16 protein-coding genes and 2 pseudogenes are annotated in these 19,555 nt (G+C 68.6%); 10 read left to right on the forward strand and 8 right to left on the reverse strand.

All coding sequences use genetic code 11. From position 1 onward, the window contains the following. The 3 genes and pseudogenes from AC1DEL_RS17225 to AC1DEL_RS17235 all read left to right on the forward strand — a co-directional run. Window positions 1-365 (forward strand): annotated as a pseudogene (locus AC1DEL_RS17225) (bifunctional UDP-4-keto-pentose/UDP-xylose synthase); the annotation flags it as partial. Window positions 366-372: 7 nt separating this feature from the next. Beyond that, window positions 373-1,263 (forward strand): polysaccharide deacetylase family protein, encoded by an 891-nt coding sequence (locus AC1DEL_RS17230; protein ID WP_477110481.1) that lies wholly within the window; start codon window positions 373-375, stop codon window positions 1,261-1,263. A 152-nt stretch (window positions 1,264-1,415) separates the two neighbouring features. Continuing rightward, a pseudogene (locus AC1DEL_RS17235) lies at window positions 1,416-1,737 on the forward strand (DUF4172 domain-containing protein); the annotation flags it as partial. Here AC1DEL_RS17235 and AC1DEL_RS17240 read toward each other — a convergent pair. Then, window positions 1,700-4,018 (reverse strand): heavy metal translocating P-type ATPase, encoded by a 2,319-nt coding sequence (locus AC1DEL_RS17240; protein ID WP_477126049.1) that lies wholly within the window; start codon window positions 4,016-4,018, stop codon window positions 1,700-1,702. The pseudogene AC1DEL_RS17235 and the gene AC1DEL_RS17240 overlap by 38 nt on opposite strands. Window positions 4,019-4,154: 136 nt before the next feature. Between AC1DEL_RS17240 and czcI the strand changes: the two genes are divergently transcribed. From czcI to AC1DEL_RS17260, 4 genes are all read left to right on the forward strand, one after another. Continuing rightward, the gene (gene czcI, locus AC1DEL_RS17245; protein WP_092299937.1) at window positions 4,155-4,520 is read left to right on the forward strand and encodes a cation efflux protein, CzcI family; all 366 of its coding nucleotides are present in this window, start codon (window positions 4,155-4,157) and stop codon (window positions 4,518-4,520) included. Window positions 4,521-4,599: 79 nt separating this feature from the next. Then, a complete protein-coding gene (locus AC1DEL_RS17250) occupies window positions 4,600-5,865 on the forward strand; it encodes a TolC family protein (RefSeq protein ID WP_477159135.1) in 1,266 nt (421 codons plus the stop codon). A 19-nt stretch (window positions 5,866-5,884) separates the two neighbouring features. Continuing rightward, complete coding sequence (locus AC1DEL_RS17255) at window positions 5,885-7,108, forward strand: efflux RND transporter periplasmic adaptor subunit (protein ID WP_477105898.1); 1,224 nt, start codon at window positions 5,885-5,887, stop codon at window positions 7,106-7,108. Between the two features lie 15 nt (window positions 7,109-7,123). After that, the gene (locus tag AC1DEL_RS17260) at window positions 7,124-10,297 is read left to right on the forward strand and encodes an efflux RND transporter permease subunit (RefSeq protein ID WP_477110478.1); all 3,174 of its coding nucleotides are present in this window, start codon (window positions 7,124-7,126) and stop codon (window positions 10,295-10,297) included. On the opposite strand, the gene AC1DEL_RS17265 is transcribed toward AC1DEL_RS17260, so the two are convergent. Genes AC1DEL_RS17265 through AC1DEL_RS17275 form a run of 3 tightly spaced genes read right to left on the reverse strand, consistent with a single transcriptional unit; the run spans window position 10,281 to window position 12,894 of the window. Continuing rightward, on the reverse strand, window positions 10,281-10,688 hold the full coding sequence (locus AC1DEL_RS17265) for a VOC family protein (RefSeq protein WP_441593438.1): 408 nt from the start codon (window positions 10,686-10,688) through the stop codon (window positions 10,281-10,283). The genes AC1DEL_RS17260 and AC1DEL_RS17265 overlap by 17 nt on opposite strands. Before the next feature lie 49 nt (window positions 10,689-10,737). Continuing rightward, a complete protein-coding gene (locus tag AC1DEL_RS17270; protein WP_255370953.1) occupies window positions 10,738-12,189 on the reverse strand; it encodes a heavy metal sensor histidine kinase in 1,452 nt (483 codons plus the stop codon). Between the two features lie 27 nt (window positions 12,190-12,216). Beyond that, entirely contained in the window at window positions 12,217-12,894 is a 678-nt protein-coding gene (locus AC1DEL_RS17275) for a heavy metal response regulator transcription factor (protein ID WP_092299922.1), read from the reverse strand. Between the two features lie 201 nt (window positions 12,895-13,095). Here AC1DEL_RS17275 and AC1DEL_RS17280 point away from each other — a divergent pair, with 201 nt between their 5' ends. Beyond that, window positions 13,096-13,455 (forward strand): hypothetical protein, encoded by a 360-nt coding sequence (locus AC1DEL_RS17280; protein WP_477110476.1) that lies wholly within the window; start codon window positions 13,096-13,098, stop codon window positions 13,453-13,455. Window positions 13,456-13,473: 18 nt separating this feature from the next. On the opposite strand, the gene AC1DEL_RS17285 is transcribed toward AC1DEL_RS17280, so the two are convergent. Beyond that, entirely contained in the window at window positions 13,474-13,779 is a 306-nt protein-coding gene (locus AC1DEL_RS17285; protein WP_092299916.1) for an H-NS family nucleoid-associated regulatory protein, read from the reverse strand. A gap of 322 nt (window positions 13,780-14,101) precedes the next feature. Between AC1DEL_RS17285 and AC1DEL_RS17290 the strand changes: the two genes are divergently transcribed. Next, window positions 14,102-14,350: a copper resistance protein CopQ gene (locus AC1DEL_RS17290; RefSeq protein WP_092299913.1), complete on the forward strand. Its 249-nt coding sequence runs from the start codon at window positions 14,102-14,104 to the stop codon at window positions 14,348-14,350. 30 nt (window positions 14,351-14,380) lie between these two features. On the opposite strand, the gene AC1DEL_RS17295 is transcribed toward AC1DEL_RS17290, so the two are convergent. Continuing rightward, the gene (locus AC1DEL_RS17295; RefSeq protein ID WP_092299910.1) at window positions 14,381-16,444 is read right to left on the reverse strand and encodes a putative bifunctional diguanylate cyclase/phosphodiesterase; all 2,064 of its coding nucleotides are present in this window, start codon (window positions 16,442-16,444) and stop codon (window positions 14,381-14,383) included. 384 nt (window positions 16,445-16,828) lie between these two features. On the opposite strand from AC1DEL_RS17295, the gene AC1DEL_RS17300 reads away from it, so the two are divergent. Then, window positions 16,829-17,011: a glycine zipper 2TM domain-containing protein gene (locus tag AC1DEL_RS17300; RefSeq protein ID WP_092299907.1), complete on the forward strand. Its 183-nt coding sequence runs from the start codon at window positions 16,829-16,831 to the stop codon at window positions 17,009-17,011. 351 nt (window positions 17,012-17,362) lie between these two features. On the opposite strand, the gene AC1DEL_RS17305 is transcribed toward AC1DEL_RS17300, so the two are convergent. Both AC1DEL_RS17305 and AC1DEL_RS17310 read right to left on the reverse strand, forming a co-directional pair. After that, window positions 17,363-18,535 carry an acyl-CoA dehydrogenase family protein gene (locus tag AC1DEL_RS17305; RefSeq protein ID WP_092299904.1) on the reverse strand — a complete coding sequence of 391 codons (1,173 nt, stop codon included), beginning with the start codon at window positions 18,533-18,535 and terminating at the stop codon, window positions 17,363-17,365. Window positions 18,536-18,547: 12 nt separating this feature from the next. Then, window positions 18,548-19,540, reverse strand: coding sequence for a Bug family tripartite tricarboxylate transporter substrate binding protein (locus AC1DEL_RS17310; RefSeq protein ID WP_477113566.1), 993 nt, complete (start codon window positions 19,538-19,540; stop codon window positions 18,548-18,550). Between the last annotated feature and the right edge of the window lie 15 nt (window positions 19,541-19,555).

Below are 19,555 nucleotides of genomic sequence, written 5' to 3' on the forward strand. Positions count from 1 at the left end.
TCTCGGCCCTGATGCAGATCATCGAGAACAAGAACGGCGTGGCCAGCGGCAAGATCTTCAACATCGGCAACCCGGCCAACATCCACTCGGTGCGCGAACTGGCCGAGATGATGCTCAAGATGGCTGCCGACTACCCCGAGTACGCCGAAGAAGCCCGCAAGACCAAGATCGTGGAGACGTCCTCCGGCGAGTTCTACGGCAAGGGCTACCAGGACGTACAGCACCGTGTGCCGAAGATCGACAACACGATGGAAGAACTGGGCTGGCAGCCGAAGCTGAACATGGAGCAGGCGCTGCGCCGCATCTTCGAAGCCTACCGCGACAAGGTGGTGGAGGCGCGTACGCTGGTCGACGCCTCGCACTGAGCACGGCATGGCACGCATTGCCCTGAAAGTCGACGTGGACACGCTGCGCGGCACCCGCGAAGGCGTGCCCAAGCTGCTGTCGATGCTCGCCGCCGTGCAGGCGGAGGCCACGTTCCTGTTCAGCCTCGGTCCGGATCACACGGGCTGGGCGCTGCGGCGCGTGTTCCGGCCCGGCTTCCTGAAGAAGGTGTCGCGCACGTCGGTGGTGTCCAACTACGGGCTGCGCACGCTGATGTACGGCGTGCTGCTGCCGGGGCCCGACATCGGCCGCAAGGGCGCCGCCGAGATGCGCGCCGCCGCTGCGGCCGGACACGAGTGCGGCATCCACACCTGGGACCACGTCTACTGGCAGGACAACGTACGCACGCGCGACGCCGCCTGGACGCGCCGCCAGATGCAGCACGCACACCGCCGCTTCGTCGAGGTCTTCGGCACGCCGCCCACCACGCACGGCGCGGCGGGCTGGCAAATGAACGACGACGCCTTCCTGCAGATCGACGACTGGGGCATGGCCTACGCCTCTGACGGACGCGGCACCGCGCCGTACATCCCCACCGTAGCGGGCAAGCCCTGCCGCCACGTGCAGATGCCGACCACGCTACCCACGCTCGACGAGCTGATCGGCGTGGACGACCTCACCGAGGACAACGTCCACCACGCGCTGCTGCGCCTGACCGAGGGCCCCGGCGATCACATTTTCACGCTCCACACGGAGCTGGAAGGCGGCAAGCTGGCACCCGTGTTCGAGCGCCTGCTGGCCGGCTGGCGCGCGCAGGGCCACGACCTGGTATCGATGGCCACCTATTACCGCCACCTCGACCGGTCCGACCTGCCGCAACTGCCCGTCACCTGGGGCGAAATTGCCGGCCGCAGCGGGGAACTGATCATCCAGCCGTAGGTTTGCGGAGATTAGCCCCCTAATCTCCGCATATCCTGCGGCGAATAGGTTGCGGATGCGGAGGTCGTCTCGGGCCCCATTGGCCGCCAGCGCGTGCATTTCGAGGCGCCGCCGGCCGATCAACTCGAAGACGAGTCCCACCTGTTCCTCAAATGGACCGTGCAGTCGACCACGCCCACCTGAACCTTGACGCGGTACTGGCCAAGGCGCGCTTCTGGCGTCACTGGGCGATGCTGCCGTTGAACGAGCGGCAAGTGAAGCTTCTCAACCGACTGCTCGATGGTTTCGACGGCAAGCTCACCAGCAGCAAGTGGGCGGCCATCGCCAAATGTTCCCCTGACACGGCGCTGCGGGATATCAACGACTTGCTGACGCGCGGTGCTGCGAAAAACAGACGGCGGCGGGCGCAGTACCGGTTACGAACTGGAGGACAGGTTCACGAACGCACGCCCCGCGCCAGCCGAAGCCCGTTGAACACCACCAGCAGGCTGGCGCCCATGTCGGCGAACACGGCCATCCACATCGTTCCCAGGCCCATCACGGTCAGTACGAGGAAGACCGCCTTGATGCCCAGCGCCAGCGCGATGTTCTGCTTGAGGATGGCCGCCGTGCGCCGGGAAAGCTGCACGAAGGTGGGGATCTTGCGCAGGTCGTCGTCCATCAGCGCCACGTCGGCCGTCTCGATGGCGGTATCGGTGCCCGCCGCGCCCATGGCGAAGCCGATGTCGGCGCGCGCCAGCGCCGGGGCGTCGTTGATGCCGTCGCCCACCATGCCTACGCCGCCGCCGTGCGTGTGCGCCTGCCCAGCCAGCGCCGCGATGGCGTCTGCCTTGTCCTGCGGCAGCTGATTGCCGCGCACCTCGTCGATCCCCACCGCCGCGCCAATCGCCTGCACCGTGTGCGGGTTGTCGCCGGACAGCATCAGCGTCTTCACGCCTAGCGCGTGGAGTGCCTCGATAGCCTGCCGGCTGGTGTCGCGCACCGTATCCGCCACGCCGAACAGCGCCAGCGCGCGCGGGTTCGCCCCATCCGCGCCGGCGGACGCCAGCAGGACGAGCGTCTTGCCCTGCCGCTCGATCGCCTCCAGCCGGGCCTCCAGCGCCGGCGAGCACGCGCCGAGGTCGTGGATCAGGCGATGGTTGCCGAGGAAGTACGTCACACCCGCCACGCCGCCGCGCACGCCCTGCCCCGGCAACGCGGCAAAATCGTCCACGGCGAGCGGGGCGATGCCTTCCGCTTCGGCCGCCACAGCCACGGCCCGCGAGACCGGGTGGTCGGAGCGCGCGGCCAGGCTCGCCGCAATCGCGCGTGCCTGCGGCAGGTCATCCGCCAGCAGGCCGACATCGGTCTGCACCGGCTTGCCGTGCGTGAGCGTGCCGGTCTTGTCGAGTGCCAGCCACTTCAGGTGCCGGCCCTGTTCCAGATAGACGCCACCCTTGATCAGGATGCCGCGCCGCGCGGCGGCGGCCAGCCCGCTGACGATGGTCACCGGCGTGGAGATCACCAGCGCGCACGGGCAGGCAATCACCAGCAGCACCAGCGCCTTGTAGATCCAGTCGAGCCAGGCGCCACCCAGCAGCAGCGGCGGCAGCACCGCCACGGCCACGGCCAGCGCGAAGACCACCGGGGTGTAGATGCGCGCGAACTGGTCCACGAAGCGCTGCGTGGGCGCGCGGCTGCCCTGCGCGGCCTCCACGGCGTGGATGATCCGGGCCAGCGTGGAATCGCTGGCCGGCGCCGTCACGGTGTATTCGAGCTCGCCGGACTGGTTGATCGAGCCAGCGTAGAGCGGGTCTCCCACGGCCTTGTCGACCGGCACGCTCTCGCCCGTGATCGGCGCCTGATCCAGCGCGGATTGGCCGCGCAGCACGCGGCCATCGATCGCCACGCGCTCGCCGGGGCGCAGGCGCACCACGGCGCCCACGGGCACGTCGCGCGCCATCACGGCCAGCCAGGTGCCGTCCGGCTGCTGCACGGTGGCCTGCTCGGGCGCCATCGCCATCAGCCCGCGCACGGCGTTGCGCGCGCGGTCCAGCGAGGCGGCCTCGATGCGCTCCGCCAGCGCGAAGAGGACCATCACCATCGCCGCCTCGGGCCACTGGCCGATCAGCATGGCGCCGGTGACGGCGATGCTCATCAGCGCATTGATATTGAGGTTGCCGTGGCGGATGGCGATCCAGCCCTTGCGGTAGACGCCCAGACCCGACACCAGCACGGCGGCCAGCGCCAGCACGGCGGGCGCATACGGCAGGCCCCATTCGAACCAATGCGCCACCTCGGCGCCCAGCGCCGCCACGCCGGCCAGCGCCAGCGGCCACCAGGGCTTGGGCGCTTCGGGGGCGGCGACCGGCGCATCAGCCTGGGTGTCGGCATTCAGCGGCTGGGCATGCATGCCGAGCGTGGCAATCGCCTTGACCACGCCCTCAGTCGAATCCAGCGTGTGGTGGACGGTCAGCACGCGCTGCATCAGATTGAAGTCGAGCGCAGCCACGCCGGCCATGCCGCCAAGCTTGTTGCGGATCAGCGTTTCCTCGGTCGGGCAATCCATGGCCTCGATGCGGTAGGCGGCCGAGCGCGTACCGGCCGGGGCCGCCTTCGGCTTACGGATGGGCGTCGGCATCGACACCGTTGCCGTACCGCAACCGCCGCCACAGCAGGCGTGCTCGGCGGCAGGGGCATGGGCATGATCGTGGGCATGATCGTGGTCGTGCGCATGTGCATGAGGCATCACGTGATCGTCGGTATGGCGAGCCATGGCGGTGAGCGTTGGTCTGATATGGATGTCATTGAAGACCCTGTAGTCGCTACAAGGTCAACCCTTCGGGGCGAAGCCCCACAGATGACACGGTTGTCACGTGCGCCCGCGCGGCAGCCCCGTATAATCGGCCGCCATGCGTCGCCTGCTCCTCGTCTTTCTCGCCATCCTGCTGCCGATCCAGTTCGCCTGGGCCGGTGCTGCGGCGTATTGCGCCCATGAGGAGCGCACGCCGGCGAACGGCGCCAGTTGGCACATCGGGCATCACAGCCATGTGCATCCTGGCGCCGATGCCCATCAGGACGCCGCCAAGCCGGCCCCGAAACTGCCCGACGCCGACTGCGCCGCCTGCCACTTCCCCGGCTCGCACGGGGTGATTGCGCAGGCCATCCTGCCCGGCAGCTACCATTTCGTCACCGTGCGCTACCTGCCGCGTGTTGCGGGCTTCGGCTCGATCCCCGCGCGCGCCCCAGACCGGCCCCAGTGGTCCCGTCCCGCCTGAGCGGCGAGACGCGGACAATCCCCCTTCCCTGACTGCCTGACGTCTCGCCGGTTTTCCCTGTTTGCAACGGTGAAATTCGATGAGAAACCTTGTATTGCCCTGGGCAATGGCCGCCGCTTTGGCGTGGTGCGGCCTCCTGCCCCATGCCGCCGCGCAGCTTGCCTTGCCACCTGTGTCACCGCCTGCCGGCCAGGAGCCACCCGGCCCGCTGACGCTGGAAACCGCGCTGGCGCTGGCCATCGCGCAGAACCCCACGCTCTCCGCCTCCCGCCACGAGCTTGACGCCACCGAAGGCGGCATCACCCAGGCGCGCGTGATACCGAACCCCGAAGTGGCCGTGCTGATGGAAGACACGCGCCAGTCCACCCGCACCACCACGGCGCAGATGAACCTGCCGGTGGAGCTGGGCGGCAAGCGCGCCGCGCGCATCGGCGTGGCCCAGCGCACCCGTGAACTGGCGCAAGCGCAGCTGGAAGCTACGCAAGCCGACCTCCGCGCCAGCGTCATCGGCGCCTTTTTCAACGTACTGGTGGCCCAGGAGCGCGTGCGACTGGCAGCGGGTGCCGTCGACATCGCCAGGCGCGGCGCCAACGTGGCCGCGCGCCGCGTGGCGGCCGGCAAGGTCTCGCCGGTGGAAGAAACCAAGGCCGGCGTGGAGTTGGCCAATGCCGAACTCGAGCGCGCCGAGGCCGATGCGGCGCTTGTCGCCGCGCGGCAGGCGCTGGCCACGCTGTGGGGCAACCCGTCGCCCCAGTTCGCCGAAGCGGACGGCAGCCYCGATACGCTGCCCGCGCGCCCGGACGCCCTCGTCCTGCGCGAAGCGCTCGACGCCGCCCCCGCCACCGTGGCCAGCCAGCGCGAACTGGCGCGCCGGCAGGCCGAGATCAACGTGGAGCGCAGCCGCCAGTATCCCGATGTGACGCTGAGCCTTGGCGCCAAGCGCGAAAACGCGTCCGACCGTGGCTACTACCCGGTGCTCGGCGTGGCGATTCCGCTGCCGCTGTTCGATCGCAACCAGGGCAACCTCTACACCGCGATCCGGCAGGCCGACAAGGCGGCGGACACCTATCGCGCCACGCGGCTCCGGCTGGACCACGACCTCCAACAGGCCACCAGCCAACTCGCCGTCTCGCGCGGCTCAGCGCAGACGCTACGCGACACCGTGCTCCCTGCCGCCCAGCGCGCCTATCAGGCCGCCACGCAGGGCTTCGAGGCCGGCAAGTTCAGCTATCTCGAAGTACTGGACGCCCAGCGCACGCTGTTCCAGGCGCGCATCCGCTATCTCGGCGTGGTGGCCAATGCCTGGCAGGCCGCCACCACGATCGACCGCATTCTCGGCCGCTGACGCGCCGCAAGGATTTCCCATGACCCTCACACGAAAACAAGGCATGGCCATCGCGGCCATCGTCATCGGCGGCCTGATCGCCGCGCTGGCGCTGCTGCTGGTGGGCCGCGAGAGCGGTTCGCATGACGACCACGGCCACGGCAGCCACAGCGATCACGGCGATCACGGCAATCAGGCACCCGCCGCCTCGGCGCCTCAGGCCCCAGCCGCCGCCCCCGGCCTGATCGCCATGACGCCTGAGCAGATCGCCAACGCCAACCTCGTGCTGCGCACGGCCGGCCCGGGCCGCATCCGCAGCACGGTGCAGTTCCCGGGCGAGATCCGCTTCAACGAGGACCGCACCGCCCACGTGGTGCCGCGCGTGGCGGGCGTGGCGGAGGCGGTCGCGGCCAACCTCGGCCAGCGGGTGAAGAAGGGCGACTTGCTGGCGGTTTTCGCCAGTTCGCAGTTGTCCGAACTGCGTAGCGAATGGCTGGCCGGCCAGCGCCGGCTGGAGCTGGCGCGCAGCACCTTCGCGCGCGAGAAGCGGCTCTGGGAAGACAAGGTGTCCGCCGAGCAGGACTACCTGGCCGCCCGCACGGCCTTGCAGGAAGCCGAAATCGCCGTGCGCAACGCCACGCAGAAGCTGACCGCCATCGGCGCGAAGCCTTCGGCGGACGGCATCAACCGCTTCGAACTGCGCGCGCCGTTCGACGGCATCGTGGTCGAGAAACACCTGTCGCTGGGCGAAGCCGTGGGCGCCGACACCGCCGTCTTCACCCTCTCCGACCTGACCACGGTCTGGGCCGAATTTGTGATCGCGCCGAAGGATCTCGGCCACGTGCGGCTCGGGGAGGCGGTACGCGTCACTTCCACCGCGTTCGACGGCACCGCCGACGGCAAGGTCTCCTACGTGGGCGCCCTGCTCGGCCAGCAGACCCGCACGGCCACCGCCCGTGTGACGCTGGCCAATCCCGAGATGGCCTGGCGCCCCGGGCTGTTCGTCACGGTCAGCGTCAATACGGGCGAAGTGGACGCCCCCGTGGTGATCGAAGCCGAAGCCCTGCAGACCGACGATGGCCACACGCAGGTCTTCGTGGCGGTGCCCGGCGGCTTCGCGGCGCGCACGGTCAAGACCGGCCGCACGGACGGCCAGCGCATCGAGGTCACGGACGGCCTGCCCGCCGGCACGCGCTACGTGGCGGCCAACAGCTTCGTGCTGAAGGCCGAACAGGGCAAGGCTGGCGCCGAGCACGCCCACTGAGCGGAGCGACCACACATGTTCGAACGCATCCTCCGCTTCGCCATCGCCCAGCGCTGGCTGGTCATGCTGGCCGTGCTGGTCATGGCCGCGCTGGGCTTCTACAACTACGGCCGGCTGCCGATCGACGCCGTGCCGGACATCACCAACGTCCAGGTCCAGATCAACACGGCGGCGCCGGGCTACTCGCCGCTCGAATCCGAGCAGCGCATCACTTATCCGATCGAAACGGTCATGGCCGGCCTGCCGGGGCTGGTGCAGACGCGCTCGCTGTCACGCTACGGGCTGTCGCAGGTCACGGTGATCTTCCGGGACGGCACCGATATCCACTTCGCGCGGCAACTGGTCAGCCAGCGCATCCAGGACGCCCGCGCGCAGCTGCCAGCCGGCGTGGCGCCGCAGATGGGGCCAATTTCGACCGGCCTCGGCGAGATCTACCTGTGGACCGTGGAGGCCGAGCCCGACGCGCGCAAGCCGGACGGCACGCCCTACACCGCCACGGACCTGCGCGAGATCCAGGACTGGCTCATCAAGCCGCAGCTGCGCACCGTGCCGGGCGTGACCGAGATCAACACGATCGGCGGCTTCGCCAAGGAATACCTCGTGGCGCCGAACCCCGAGAAGCTGGCGGCCTACGGCATGTCCCTCCAGCACGTGGTGCAGGCGCTGGAGCGCAACAACGGCAACGTCGGCGCCGGCTATATCGAGCGGCGCGGCGAGCAGTACCTGGTGCGGGCGCCGGGGCAGGTGAAGTCGATCGACGACATCCGCGACGTAATCGTCGGCACCGCCCAGGGCCAGCCGATCCGCATCCGGGATCTGGCCGATGTGGGCCTGGGCCGGGAGTTGCGCACCGGCGCGGCCACCGACAACGGGCGGGAGGTAGTGCTCGGCACGGTCTTCATGCTGATTGGCGAGAACAGCCGCGCCGTGTCGCGCGCGGTGGATGCGCGCATGGTGGCGATCAACAAGTCGCTGCCGGCCGGCGTGCGGGCGGTGACGGTCTACGACCGCACCGTGCTGGTCGACAAGGCCATCGCCACGGTCAAGAAGAACCTGCTGGAAGGCGCCGCGCTGGTGGTGGCGGTGTTGTTCCTGTTCCTCGGCAACCTGCGCGCGGCGCTGATCACGGCGATGGTGATCCCGCTGTCGATGCTGTTCACGTTCACCGGCATGGTCGCGGCCGGCATCAGCGCCAACCTGATGAGCCTGGGCGCGCTGGACTTCGGCATCATCGTCGATGGCGCGGTGGTCATCGTCGAGAACTGCGTGCGGCGGCTGGCCCATGCGCGGCAGGCCGCCGGACGGCCGCTGACGCGTGCCGAGCGCTTCGAGGAGGTGTTCGCGGCGGCGCGGGAGGCGCGGCGGCCGCTGGTCTTCGGCCAGCTCATCATCATGATCGTCTACGTGCCGATCCTGGCGCTGACGGGCGTCGAGGGGAAGATGTTCCACCCGATGGCGAACACCGTGGTGCTGGCGCTGCTGGGCGCGCTGATCCTCTCGGTGACCTTCGTGCCGGCCGCCGTGGCGCTGTGCATCGGCGACCGCGTGGCGGAGAAGGAGAACCGSGTGATGGGCTGGGCGCGCCGCTGGTACGCGCCGGCGCTGTCGCGCGCGCTGGCCAATACGCCGGTGGTGCTGACCGGCGCCGTGGTGGCCGTGCTGCTGAGCGGGCTGGTGGCCACGCGGCTCGGCAGCGAGTTCATCCCCAACCTGAATGAGGGCGACTTCGCCGTGCAGGCGCTGCGCATTCCAGGCACCAGCCTGACGCAGTCGGTGGCGATGCAGCAGCAGATCGAAACCCGGCTCAAGGCGAAGTTTCCCGAGGTGGAGCGCGTGTTCGCGCGCACGGGCACGGCCGAGATCGCGGCGGACCCGATGCCGCCCAACATCTCGGACGGCTACATCATGCTCAAGCCGCGCGACCAGTGGCCCGATCCATCCCGCTCGTACGACGCGCTGCGCACGGCCATGTCAGCCGAACTGGAGCAGCTGCCCGGCAACCGCTACGAGTTCTCGCAGCCGATCCAGCTCCGCTTCAACGAGTTGATCTCTGGCGTGCGCAGCGACGTGGCGGTGAAGCTCTATGGCGACGACAACGCCGTGCTGGCCGCCACCGCCCAGCGCATCGCCGAGGTGCTGCAACGCGTGCCCGGCGCCGCCGAGGTCAAGGTGGAGCAGACCTCCGGGCTGCCGGTGCTCACGGTAGACATCGACCGCGCGCGCGCCGCGCGCTACGGCCTGAACATGGCCGATGTGCAGGAAACCGTGGCAATTGCCGTGGGCGGGCGGGAGGCCGGCCTGTTCTACCAGGGCGACCGCCGCTTCAATATCGGCGTGCGGCTGCCGGAAGGGATTCGTGCCGACGTGGAGGCGCTGCGGCGCCTGCCGATTCCGCTGCCGGCCGCGGAAACCAAGGGCGCCGAGGCGCGCACGAGCTACATCCCGCTGGGCGAGATCGCCACGCTGGAGATTGCGCCGGGGCCGAACCAGGTATCGCGCGAGAACGGCAAGCGGCGCATCGTGGTCAGCGCCAACGTGCGCGGGCGCGATGTCGGCAGCTTCGTGCCGGAGGCGATGAGCGCGGTCGAGCGTGGGGTGACGGTGCCGGCCGGCTACTGGATTGCCTGGGGCGGCACGTTCGAGCAGCTGCAATCGGCCACGCAACGGCTCGCCATCGTGGTACCGCTGGCGTTGCTGCTGGTCTTCGGGTTGCTGTTCGCCATGTTCGGCAATCTGCGCGACGGCCTGCTGGTCTTCACCGGCATTCCGTTCGCGCTGACGGGCGGCGTGCTGGCGCTCTGGCTGCGTGGCATGCCGCTGTCGATCTCGGCGGCGGTGGGGTTTATCGCGCTGTCTGGCGTGGCGGTGCTGAACGGGCTGGTGATGCTGTCGTTCATCCGCACCCTGCGGGACGGCGGCCAGCCACTGGACGCGGCGGTCACAACCGGCGCCCTGACCCGCCTGAGGCCCGTGCTGATGACGGCGCTGGTGGCCTCGCTGGGTTTCGTGCCGATGGCCATCGCCACCGGCACGGGCGCCGAGGTACAGCGCCCGGTGGCCACGGTGGTGATCGGCGGCATCCTGTCATCGACGGCGCTGACGCTGCTTGTCCTCCCGGTGCTGTACCGGTGGGCGCATCGGCGCGGGGGATTGGGCGCCGCCGGGCCTGCTCTTAGTGCTCGCAGTTGACCATCCAGCTCATGCCGAACTTGTCGACGAGCATGCCGAATCCTTCGGCCCAGAATGTCTTCTGGTACGGCATGAGCACCTTTCCGCCTTCGGCCAGCGCCTCGAAGATGCGCTTGCCCTCCGCGTTGGGCACGTAGCCCACGGACAGCATGAAGCCCGAAAAGGGATACGGCTCGCCTTCCCTGCCGTCCGAGGCCATGATCTGGCTGTCGCCGATCTGGATGTTGGCGTGCATCACCTTGTCCCCCCAGGCCGGCGAGGCGGGCGCCTCTCCGGGCGGCGCTTCCTTGTAGCGCATCAGGAACGTCACCTTGGCGTCGAGCACCTTGCCGTAGAACGCCATCGCCTCGTCGAAACGGCCACCAAAATCGAGATACGGTTGTACCTGCATATCGGTCTCCTTTACGTCACGTGGGTTGCCCAGATCCGGGCGCCGTCAATTATGCGCCGGCCTTGCTGCCGGTCAACGCGTCCGGAAAGTCGATCTCGAACTCGGTCTGTACCGCATCGCTGCGCACGGTGACGCTGCCGCCATGCAGCCGCATGATGGTATCGACGATGGCCAGCCCCAGCCCCGTGGAGGTGGCTGAATTGCGGCGCGACGGGTCGGCGCGGTAGAAGCGCCCGAACAGGTGCGGCAACGACTCCGGCGCGATGGCCGGGCCGTCGTTGGCCACGCGGATGTCGGTAAAGCCCGGCCGACCGCGCCCCACCGCCACGCGCACGGTGCTGCCGGCCGGCGCGTGGCGCAGGGCGTTGTCGAGCAGGTTGATGATGGCGCGCCGCAGCAGCGTGCGGTCGGCCGTGACCGTGGCGACGCCCGACACGGCCAGCGTGACGTCGCGGTCGGCGGCCACGGCCTCGAAGTACTCGGCGACCTTGTCCAGTTCTGCGCGGGCGTCGAGTTCGCATGCCCCCAACGCCACCTGCGCGTTGTCCGCGCGGGCCAGGAACAGCATGTTCTCGATCATCCGCGCCAGCCGCTCGTATTCCTCGAGGTTCGATTCGAGCAGCGATTCGTACTCGGCGGCGCTGCGGCGTTGGGCCAGCGTGACCTGCGTCTGTCCCACGAGGTTGCTGATCGGCGTGCGGAAGTCGTGGGCCAGATCGGCCGAGAATGCCGAGAGCCGCGTGAAGCTGTCCTGCAGCCGCGCCAGCATGCCGTTGAGGGCGCCGGCCAGTTCGCGCAGCTCCTCGGGCGCGCCGCCCACGTCCAGCCGCGTAGCCAGCCGGCTGGTGGTCACCGCCGCCGCGTCGCCGGCCATGCGGCGCAGCGGCCTTAGGCCCCGGCGCGCCAGCAGGTAGCCCAGCGCCGCCGCCACCAGCGCGCCGCACAGCACCGCGCCCAGTAGCTGGCTGCGGTATTCGCTCATCAGCGCCACGCGGTAACCGGCATCGCTGAGCACGATGATCTCCACGGCGCGGTCGGTATTGCCCAGCACGCCCAGCGCCGCCATGCCGCGCGACGGCACGCCGTTGCGCGGATACCAGGTCTGGAGCATGCCCTTGTCCGGCGCGGCGTTAGCCGGCAGCACGCGCAGCGGCGGCACCGACTCGTTGCGCGGATTCAGCGTGATCAGCGGCTCGCCCTGCCGCGTGCGCACCACGAGGATCAGGCCCTCATGGCCCATGGCGATATCGGCAAAGCGGTGGGTGTCGGCACGGATATCGGCTTCGTCGCCCACCTCGCGCAGCAAGTGGCGCACGAGCAGGATCTCGCCAACCAGTTCGCTCTCGTCGCGCGCCTGGAGCTGGCTGTCGAGCGCGCTGGAGAGGTAGGCGGCCACGCCGACCAGGATCAGCGCCGTGGTCAGGCCATAGGCCAGCGCCAGCCGCGTGGTCAGGGACGCCGTGAGGGAAACCGGGAGCGCGCCGGAGAGGCGGCCCAGCATTCGTCGCCAGCGACGCGCCATCGCCGCTCAGCCCTCGTCCGATTCGTCGAGCACGTAGCCCATGCCGCGACGCGTGTGGATCAGCTTGCGCGGGAACGGATCGTCCACCTTGGCGCGCAGCCGGCGGATGGACACATCCACCACATTGGTATTGCTGTCGAAGTTCATGTCCCAGACCTGGGAGGCGATCAGCGAGCGCGAGAGCACCTCGCCCCGGCGCCGCGCCAGCAGTTGCAGCAGCGCGAATTCCTTCGATGTGAGATCGATCTTCTGCCCGGCACGCGAGACGCGGCGCCGGATCGCATCGATCTGGAGATCGGCCACTTCCATGAACTCGCTCTCGCGCAGCGGCCCGCGCCGCAGGATGGTGCGGATGCGCGCCACCAGTTCCGCGAAGGCGAACGGCTTGACCATGTAGTCGTCGGCGCCCAGTTCCAGGCCCTTGAGGCGGTCGGACAATTCGTCGCGAGCGGTCAGGCAGAGCACTGGGGTGTCCTTGTCGCGGCGCAGTTCGCGCAGCACCTGCCATCCGTCCATGCCGGGCAGCATCACGTCGAGGACGATCAGGTCGTAGTGCTGCTCGCGTGCGTGGCCCAGGCCGTCCACGCCGTCGCGGGCGAGATCGGCCACGAAACCTGATTCCGTGAGGCCCTTGAGCAGGTAGTCGCCGGCCTTGGGTTCGTCTTCAACAATCAGGATGCGCATGGGAATTCACTGACAACAGCCATGGGTTGCGGGGGGAATCCACGACACTAGCCGAGGTTGGTACGCAATGGGCGAAGATTGCAGGAATGTCATCTTGGCGCCAGCGTTCTGACGGGTGGAATCCCAGTACAATGCGGGCTGCCATGATGAAAGGACGCCACCTGTGCGTCCCGTCTGGCGCGCCGCCCCCAAGATCCCGCAATGAAACGCCTGCCTGCCCTCTCCCTGCTGTACCTTGCCCTGTCCACCCTGCCCGTTTCCGGCGCGAGCGCGGCGGTCGTGGACTCCAGCGTAGCGGAAGTGGCCGGTTTGTCGATGTCGGAACGGCATGTGGCCATCAAGGCCGAGGCCGAAGCCGCCATCGCCAACACGGAAGCGGCCCAGTGCACCGAGGCGACCAGCGCGGCCAACCTGCCGGCGCCCCTGCCCGTGCTCGCGGAACTGCCGCGTGTGGCGCTTGAGCATCATCGACACTCCATGCCGATGGCCTCGCCGGCGGCGTTCGCGACCTCAGCGGCCTACGTCCCGCGGCCGGTCGAGCGCCCGGCCCCTCACTGCTGAACCCTGCCCGCGTGGCGCTCAGTCCACGCGATAAAAATCGATCGACTGCCCCGCGTTGACTGCGCGCTGGAGCCAGTCGGGATATTCGCCGGTACCGTCCCACGTCTGCCCCATCGCATTGCGGTAGAGCACCCGTACGCGCGCAACTTCGGGTTGGGCGGCGATGGTGGGGGGTACGTCGGTTTCCACGGTGACGGCGTCGCCGTCTTCGCTATCGGCAAAGCAACCTGCTTCGACCAGATCGTCGAACGTCAGGCCATGGCGATCCATTTGCTCGCGGATCCACGCTACCGCGGCTAGTTTGGCTGCATCAGACTCGGACATGACTATCGTGCGGCGCCCGCCGCAAGATGGGCGGGCTGGTGAAAGACCTTTTTGGGGGAATGGCCCTGAACGGCTGGGCCAGTACGGATTCTACAGGGTGTTTGCTCCGCCCCCGCCGCATTTCGTGCGGCGGCACATCGTCACACCGCTGGAATTGCTGCATGACAGCATTGTCATGGATGGGTCATCTTGGCGTCGGGGGCCCGCTTCTAGACTGCCTGCCATGGTCGCCATCAGCCGGTGCGCGTCGTCAAGAACGGCGCCACGCAGCGCGGCCCAACGCAGTTTCCCGCCTCCCTGGGACACGCAACGGAGTCTCACTATGCCTTCTATCCGACAAACCATCCGACAAACCATCGCCTACGCCGCGCTGGCCGCCACACTGGCCGGCACCGCCGGTCTCGCCAACGCCGCGCCGCGCTCGACCGACCCGTTCACCGACGGGGCCCGTGTGGGTGCGCGCGATGTCTATTCCGACGGCGCCCGCGCCGTGCACGACACCCGCAGCCCGTTCGTGGACGGTGCGTTCAGCGCTACCGGCCCGCGTGACGCGTTCGACAGCGGCGCCTGATCGACACCCCTCCCTCGCGCGCAGGCGGCTTCAGCCCGCCTGCTCCACGCCGGGAAATTGCGACGCGGGCATCGGGCGGCCCAACAGGTAGCCTTGCAGCGCGTCGCAGCCCAGATCGGCAAGGAAGGTCCGCTGCGCGGCCGTTTCCACACCTTCCGCCACCACCTGCAGTTTCAGCGTGCGGCCCAGCGCCACGATGGCGGACACGATGGCCGCATCCTCCGTATCCTCCGCAAGATCCCGCACGAAGCCACGATCGATCTTCAGCTCGCTGGCCGGAATCCGCTTCAGGTGCAGCAGGCTCGAATACCCCGTACCGAAATCATCGATGGCGATGCGCACGCCCATGTCGTCCAGTTGCGTGAGGATGGCCAGGCTGGCCTCCACGTCGCGCATGGCCGTGGACTCCGTGATCTCCAGCGTCAGGCTGGCCGGCGGCACGCCGTGGCACGCCAGCGCCTCCCCTACCGACTCGACCATGCCGGCATGGCAGAACTGCAGCGCCGACAGGTTGACCGCCATCGACCAGCTCGTATGGCCCAGCGCGTGCCACTCGGCCAGTTGGCGGCACGCCTCGTCGAGCACCCAGGCGCCAATCGGCACGATCGCGCCGGTCTTCTCCGCCAGCGTGATGAACTGGTCCGGCATCAGCATGCCGTGCGCGGGATGGTTCCAGCGCAGCAGCGCCTCCGCGCCGACCAGCTCGCCGCCCGCCGCCGCGAACTTGGGCTGGTAGTGCAGCTGTAGCTGCCCGTGCTTGAGCGCGCCGCGCAGATCCTGGATCAGCGCCTGCTGGGTGCGCGCCTGGTGATTCATCGAGCGTTCGAAGAAGCAGTACGCGTTGCGGCCGGCGGCCTTGGCGTGATACATCGCCGCGTCCGCGTTGGACATCAGCGCGTCCTGGTCCTGCCCATCCGCCGGATGCAGGGCGATGCCGATGCTGCCCGAGACATGCAGCGCATGGCCGGCCACCTGCACGGTCTCGCGCAGCGCTTCCAGCAGCCCTTCGGCGATCACGCCGGCGTCCTCGGGTTCGTCGATGCGCACCAGCAACACGAATTCGTCGCCGCCCACACGCGAGATGGTGTCATCGGCGCGCACCGCCGAGCGCAGCCGCCGGGCGATTTCCACCAGCAGGCCGTCCCCCACGTGATGGCCGTAGGTATCGTTGACGCCCTTGAATCCGTCGAGATCGACGAACAGCACGGCAAAGCGCGCATGCTGGCTGGCGCCGGCCTGGATGGCCTGCGCGAAGCGGTCGTCCAGCAGCGCGCGGTTCGGCAGATGGGTGAGCTTGTCGTGCAGGGCGAGGAATTCGAGTTCCTTATTCGCCACGCCGAGCGCCTGTGCCAGCATGGCGGTGCGCATTTCCAGCCGCATGTCGAGGACCGACGTAATCAGCGCCACCGCCAGCACGCAGACCGTGACGACGAGGATGGGCAGCGCCAGCGAGCCGCTGTCCACGCCGTCCCGGGCCGCGCCGCACACGCTGCCGAGCGGAAACTGGGCCGCTGCCATGCCCGTGTAGTGCATGGCGGCGATGGCCCCGCCCATCACCACGGCGGCGCCGAGGCGCAACTGGTGGATGCGCGGCATGTTCCGGCGCAGCCGGAAGGCAATCCACAACGCCACGCCCGAGGCCACCACCGCGATCCCAATCGACAGCACGAACAGCCACGGCACGTACTGGATGCCCGGCTGCATGCGCAGCGCGGCCATGCCGGTGTAGTGCATGCTGGCCACGGCGGCGCCGAGCACCAGCGCGCCCATCACCAGCCGGCGGCGAGGCAGGTGTTCCTGGCAGACCAGTTTCAGCGCGAAGGCCGAGGCGACGATGGCAATCAACAGCGAGCCCACCGTGATGGCGGGGTCGTAGCCCAGTGGAATCGGCAGCCGGAAGGCCAGCATGCCGACGAAATGCATCGACCAGATGCCCAGCCCCATGGCAACCGCGCCGCCGGCCAGCCACATATGGGCATAGCGTCCGCGCGCAGTGGCGATACGGCCGGCCAGGTCCAGCGCGGTATAGGACGCGAGGATGGCCACCAACAGGGAAAACAAGACGAGAAGCGCGTCGTAGCTCGGGGAAATCATGGTGGCGCGTGACGAAGCAGTGGCTTGGAGAGCCGGAATTCTGAGGGGTGGCGCCGCGCGAGCGTGCAATTCCCGTTATCAGTAAGGTTATCGGCGGATGGAGGCCAGACTTTAGCGGGATTGCGCTAGGCCCGCCTCCCCCGTTTTCCCTGCTTGCGCGCTGATATCCGACCTGTACCCGGCTTGCGCCCAGCTTGCCGAGGGCTTGACACGAGGCCGACCCGGCCCGCCCGCCGTCCGACAATTCCTACATCCCAATCGGCGCGCGCCGGAATGGCTGCGCCCAGCGCCCCGCCTATTCTTGAGTCGTGGCGGAAGCGCCGCATCGCAAATCTGCAAGACCTAGGCAATGCGACGCGGCCCGCGGAATGCAGGAGAGCAACCATGTGGAAACGACTGGCTGGCGCGCTCGCGGTGGGCGCATGCTGTTGGGCCTTCTCGGGCTGCACGGCAACCGGCGCCGTCGCGGGCGGCGTCGTTGGACACGAAGCGACCAACGGCAGCGCGCTAGGCACCGTGGGTGGTGCCGTGGTGGGTGGCGTGATTGGCCACGAGCTTGGCAAGTAACGCTGCAAGTAACGGATTGATGAAGTAACGTTTTCCGCGGTCTGGATGGCGGGCAGGGTCGTCCAGGCTAGCGCGGCATATGCTTGAAGATGGGAAGGATATGCCGCCGCGCGCCGCGCCATGAGCATCGGCTGTTGTGTTTTTCAACGATGAGCGGACGTTTTCATCGCTGAAAGGCATCGCGGCACACAACGATGTCAGATCTCCCCGATCGTCATGGCGCGGCCGTGGGAAACCCTGCAATGAGAAAGCCCCGGCGCGTGTGCACCGGGGCTTTTTCTTTTCCTGCTTTTCTCGATACTGCCTTCGACACTGCTTTCGACACGCCTCTCGCGTTCCCGCGCGATAGGACTAGTACGACTTCGGCAACCCCAGCACCCGCTCGGCGATATGGCACATGATCAGTTGGGCGCTGACCGGCGCGATGCGCGGGATGTACGACTCACGCAGGTAACGCTCCACGTGGTATTCCCGCGCATAGCCCATGCCGCCCAGCGTCAGCACGGCGGTCTGGCACGCCTGGTGCGCGGCCTCGGCGGCCAGGTACTTGGCGGCGTTGGCCTCGGCGCCGCACGGCTTGCCGTTGTCGTAGAGCCAGGCGGCCTTCCACACCATCATGTCGGCGGCTTCCAGCGCCATCCACGCCTGCGCCAGCGGATGCTGGATGCCCTGGTTCTGGCCGATGGGCCGGCCGAATACGATGCGCTCGCGGGCGTAGCGGGTGGCGGCCTCCAGCGCAGCGCGGCCCAGTCCCACGGCTTCGGCGGCAATCAGGATGCGCTCCGGGTTCAGGCCATGGAGGATGTACTCGAAGCCCCTGCCCTCCTCGCCGATGCGGTCCGCCGCCGGCACCATCAGGCCATCGATAAACAGCATGTTCGAGTCCACGGCGCCCCGGCCCATCTTGTCGATCTCGCGCACCTCGATGTGCTCGCGGTCCAGCGCCGTGTAGAACAGGCTCAGGCCCTGCGTGGGCTTGGCGACGGCCTCCAGCGGCGTGGTGCGCGCCAGCAGCAGCATGCGCGTGGCCACCTGCGCCGTGGAGATCCAGATCTTGCGGCCATCCACGCGATAGGCGCTGCCGTCCGCCGTGCGCACCGCCTGCGTCTTCAGGTGGGTGGTATCGAGCCCCGCGTCCGGCTCGGTCACGGCGAAGCAGGCCTTCTCCTGCCCGGCGATCAGCGGCGGCAGCGCGGCCGCCTGCTGGGCCTCGGTGCCGAACACCACCACCGGGTTCAGGCCGAACACGTTCATGTGGATGGCGGACGCGCCCGAGAATCCCGCCCCGGACGCCGACACGGTCTGCATGATCAGCGCCGCCTCGGTAATGCCCAGCCCCGCGCCGCCGTACTGCTCCGGCATGGCAATGCCGAGCCAGCCCGCGCCGGCCATCGCCTTGTGGAACGCCTCGGGAAACGCGTGGCGCTGGTCCAGCCCGGCCCAGTAGTCGGGGCCGAAGTCGCTGCATAGCTGGCTGACGGCCTCGACGATGGCGTTCTGTTCAGGTGTCCTTTCGAAGTTCATCGGCGTCTCGCGTTATTCCGGCTGGATGCCGGCGTCCTTCACCAGCTTGGTCCACTTGACCAGCTCGCCCGCCACGAAGCCGGCGAACTGCTGCGGGGTCTGACCGAAGGCCTCGAAGCCCAGCGCCTCGAAGCGCGGCGCCACCTCCTTGCTCGACGCAATGCGCGACAGCTCGCGATTGACCCGCTCGACGATCGGCTGCGGCGTCTTGGCCGGCGCGAACACGCCGTTCCACGATGTGATGTCGAAGCCCTTCATCTCCGGCGTATCGGCAATCGGCGGCAGGTCCGGCAGCAGGCGGCTGCGCTGCGCGGTGGTCACGGCCAGCGCGCGCATCTTGCCGGCCTTCACGTTGGCGATGCCGGCGGCCACGTCGACGAACATCATCGGCACCTGGCCGGCAATCACGTCGGTCATGGCCGGCGGTGTGCTTTTATAAGGCACGTGCAGCAGGTCCAGCTTGGCCAGACGCGAGAACGTGGCGCCGGAGACGATGCCAGTGCTGTTGCCGCTGGCGTAGGACATGCCCGGATGCGCCTGGGCATAGGCGATCAGCTCGCCCACCGTCTTCACCGGCAGCTTGGGATTGATCACCAGCATGAACGGCAGGTTGCCCATGCGGCCGACCGGCGTGAAGTCCTTGATCGGGTCGTAGGGCAGCTTCTTCATCAGCGACGGATTGGCCGAATGCGTGGTGTTGGTGGTCATGAACAGCGTGTAGCCGTCAGGGGCCGCCTGCGCCACCAGCTCCGCTGCGATGGCGCCATTGGCGCCGGGGCGATTGTCGACCACCACGTTCTGGCCGAGCGCATCGCCCAACTCCTTGGCCGTGATGCGCGCCACGGCATCGGTGCCGCTGCCGGCCGCAAACGGCACGACGAGGCGGATCGGGCGGCTAGGCCAGTTATCGGCAGCCTGAACGGCGGGGGCAAACGACAGCGTTGCCAGCGCGGGCAACGCCACGATGGCGGCGGCAAGCACGCGCCGCGCACGGAAAGTCGGCATGGAGGTCTCCTCGGG

It is taken from the genome of Cupriavidus sp. 10L43_2, assembly GCF_056395265.1.

Coding starts and splice junctions, on each gene's coding strand:
- AC1DEL_RS17295 (WP_092299910.1), bottom strand. CDS start 16,444: ATGATTTCCCCGAGCTACGACGCGCTTCTCGTCTTGTTTTCCCTGTTG.
- AC1DEL_RS17280 (WP_477110476.1), top strand. CDS start 13,096: ATGAAACGCCTGCCTGCCCTCTCCCTGCTGTACCTTGCCCTGTCCACC.
- AC1DEL_RS17290 (WP_092299913.1), top strand. CDS start 14,102: ATGCCTTCTATCCGACAAACCATCCGACAAACCATCGCCTACGCCGCG.
- AC1DEL_RS17240 (WP_477126049.1), bottom strand. CDS start 4,018: ATGGCTCGCCATACCGACGATCACGTGATGCCTCATGCACATGCGCAC.
- AC1DEL_RS17255 (WP_477105898.1), top strand. CDS start 5,885: ATGACCCTCACACGAAAACAAGGCATGGCCATCGCGGCCATCGTCATC.
- AC1DEL_RS17275 (WP_092299922.1), bottom strand. CDS start 12,894: ATGCGCATCCTGATTGTTGAAGACGAACCCAAGGCCGGCGACTACCTG.
- AC1DEL_RS17300 (WP_092299907.1), top strand. CDS start 16,829: ATGTGGAAACGACTGGCTGGCGCGCTCGCGGTGGGCGCATGCTGTTGG.
- AC1DEL_RS17265 (WP_441593438.1), bottom strand. CDS start 10,688: ATGCAGGTACAACCGTATCTCGATTTTGGTGGCCGTTTCGACGAGGCG.
- AC1DEL_RS17305 (WP_092299904.1), bottom strand. CDS start 18,535: ATGAACTTCGAAAGGACACCTGAACAGAACGCCATCGTCGAGGCCGTC.
- AC1DEL_RS17310 (WP_477113566.1), bottom strand. CDS start 19,540: ATGCCGACTTTCCGTGCGCGGCGCGTGCTTGCCGCCGCCATCGTGGCG.
- czcI (WP_092299937.1), top strand. CDS start 4,155: ATGCGTCGCCTGCTCCTCGTCTTTCTCGCCATCCTGCTGCCGATCCAG.
- AC1DEL_RS17230 (WP_477110481.1), top strand. CDS start 373: ATGGCACGCATTGCCCTGAAAGTCGACGTGGACACGCTGCGCGGCACC.
- AC1DEL_RS17270 (WP_255370953.1), bottom strand. CDS start 12,189: ATGCTGGGCCGCCTCTCCGGCGCGCTCCCGGTTTCCCTCACGGCGTCC.
- AC1DEL_RS17285 (WP_092299916.1), bottom strand. CDS start 13,779: ATGTCCGAGTCTGATGCAGCCAAACTAGCCGCGGTAGCGTGGATCCGC.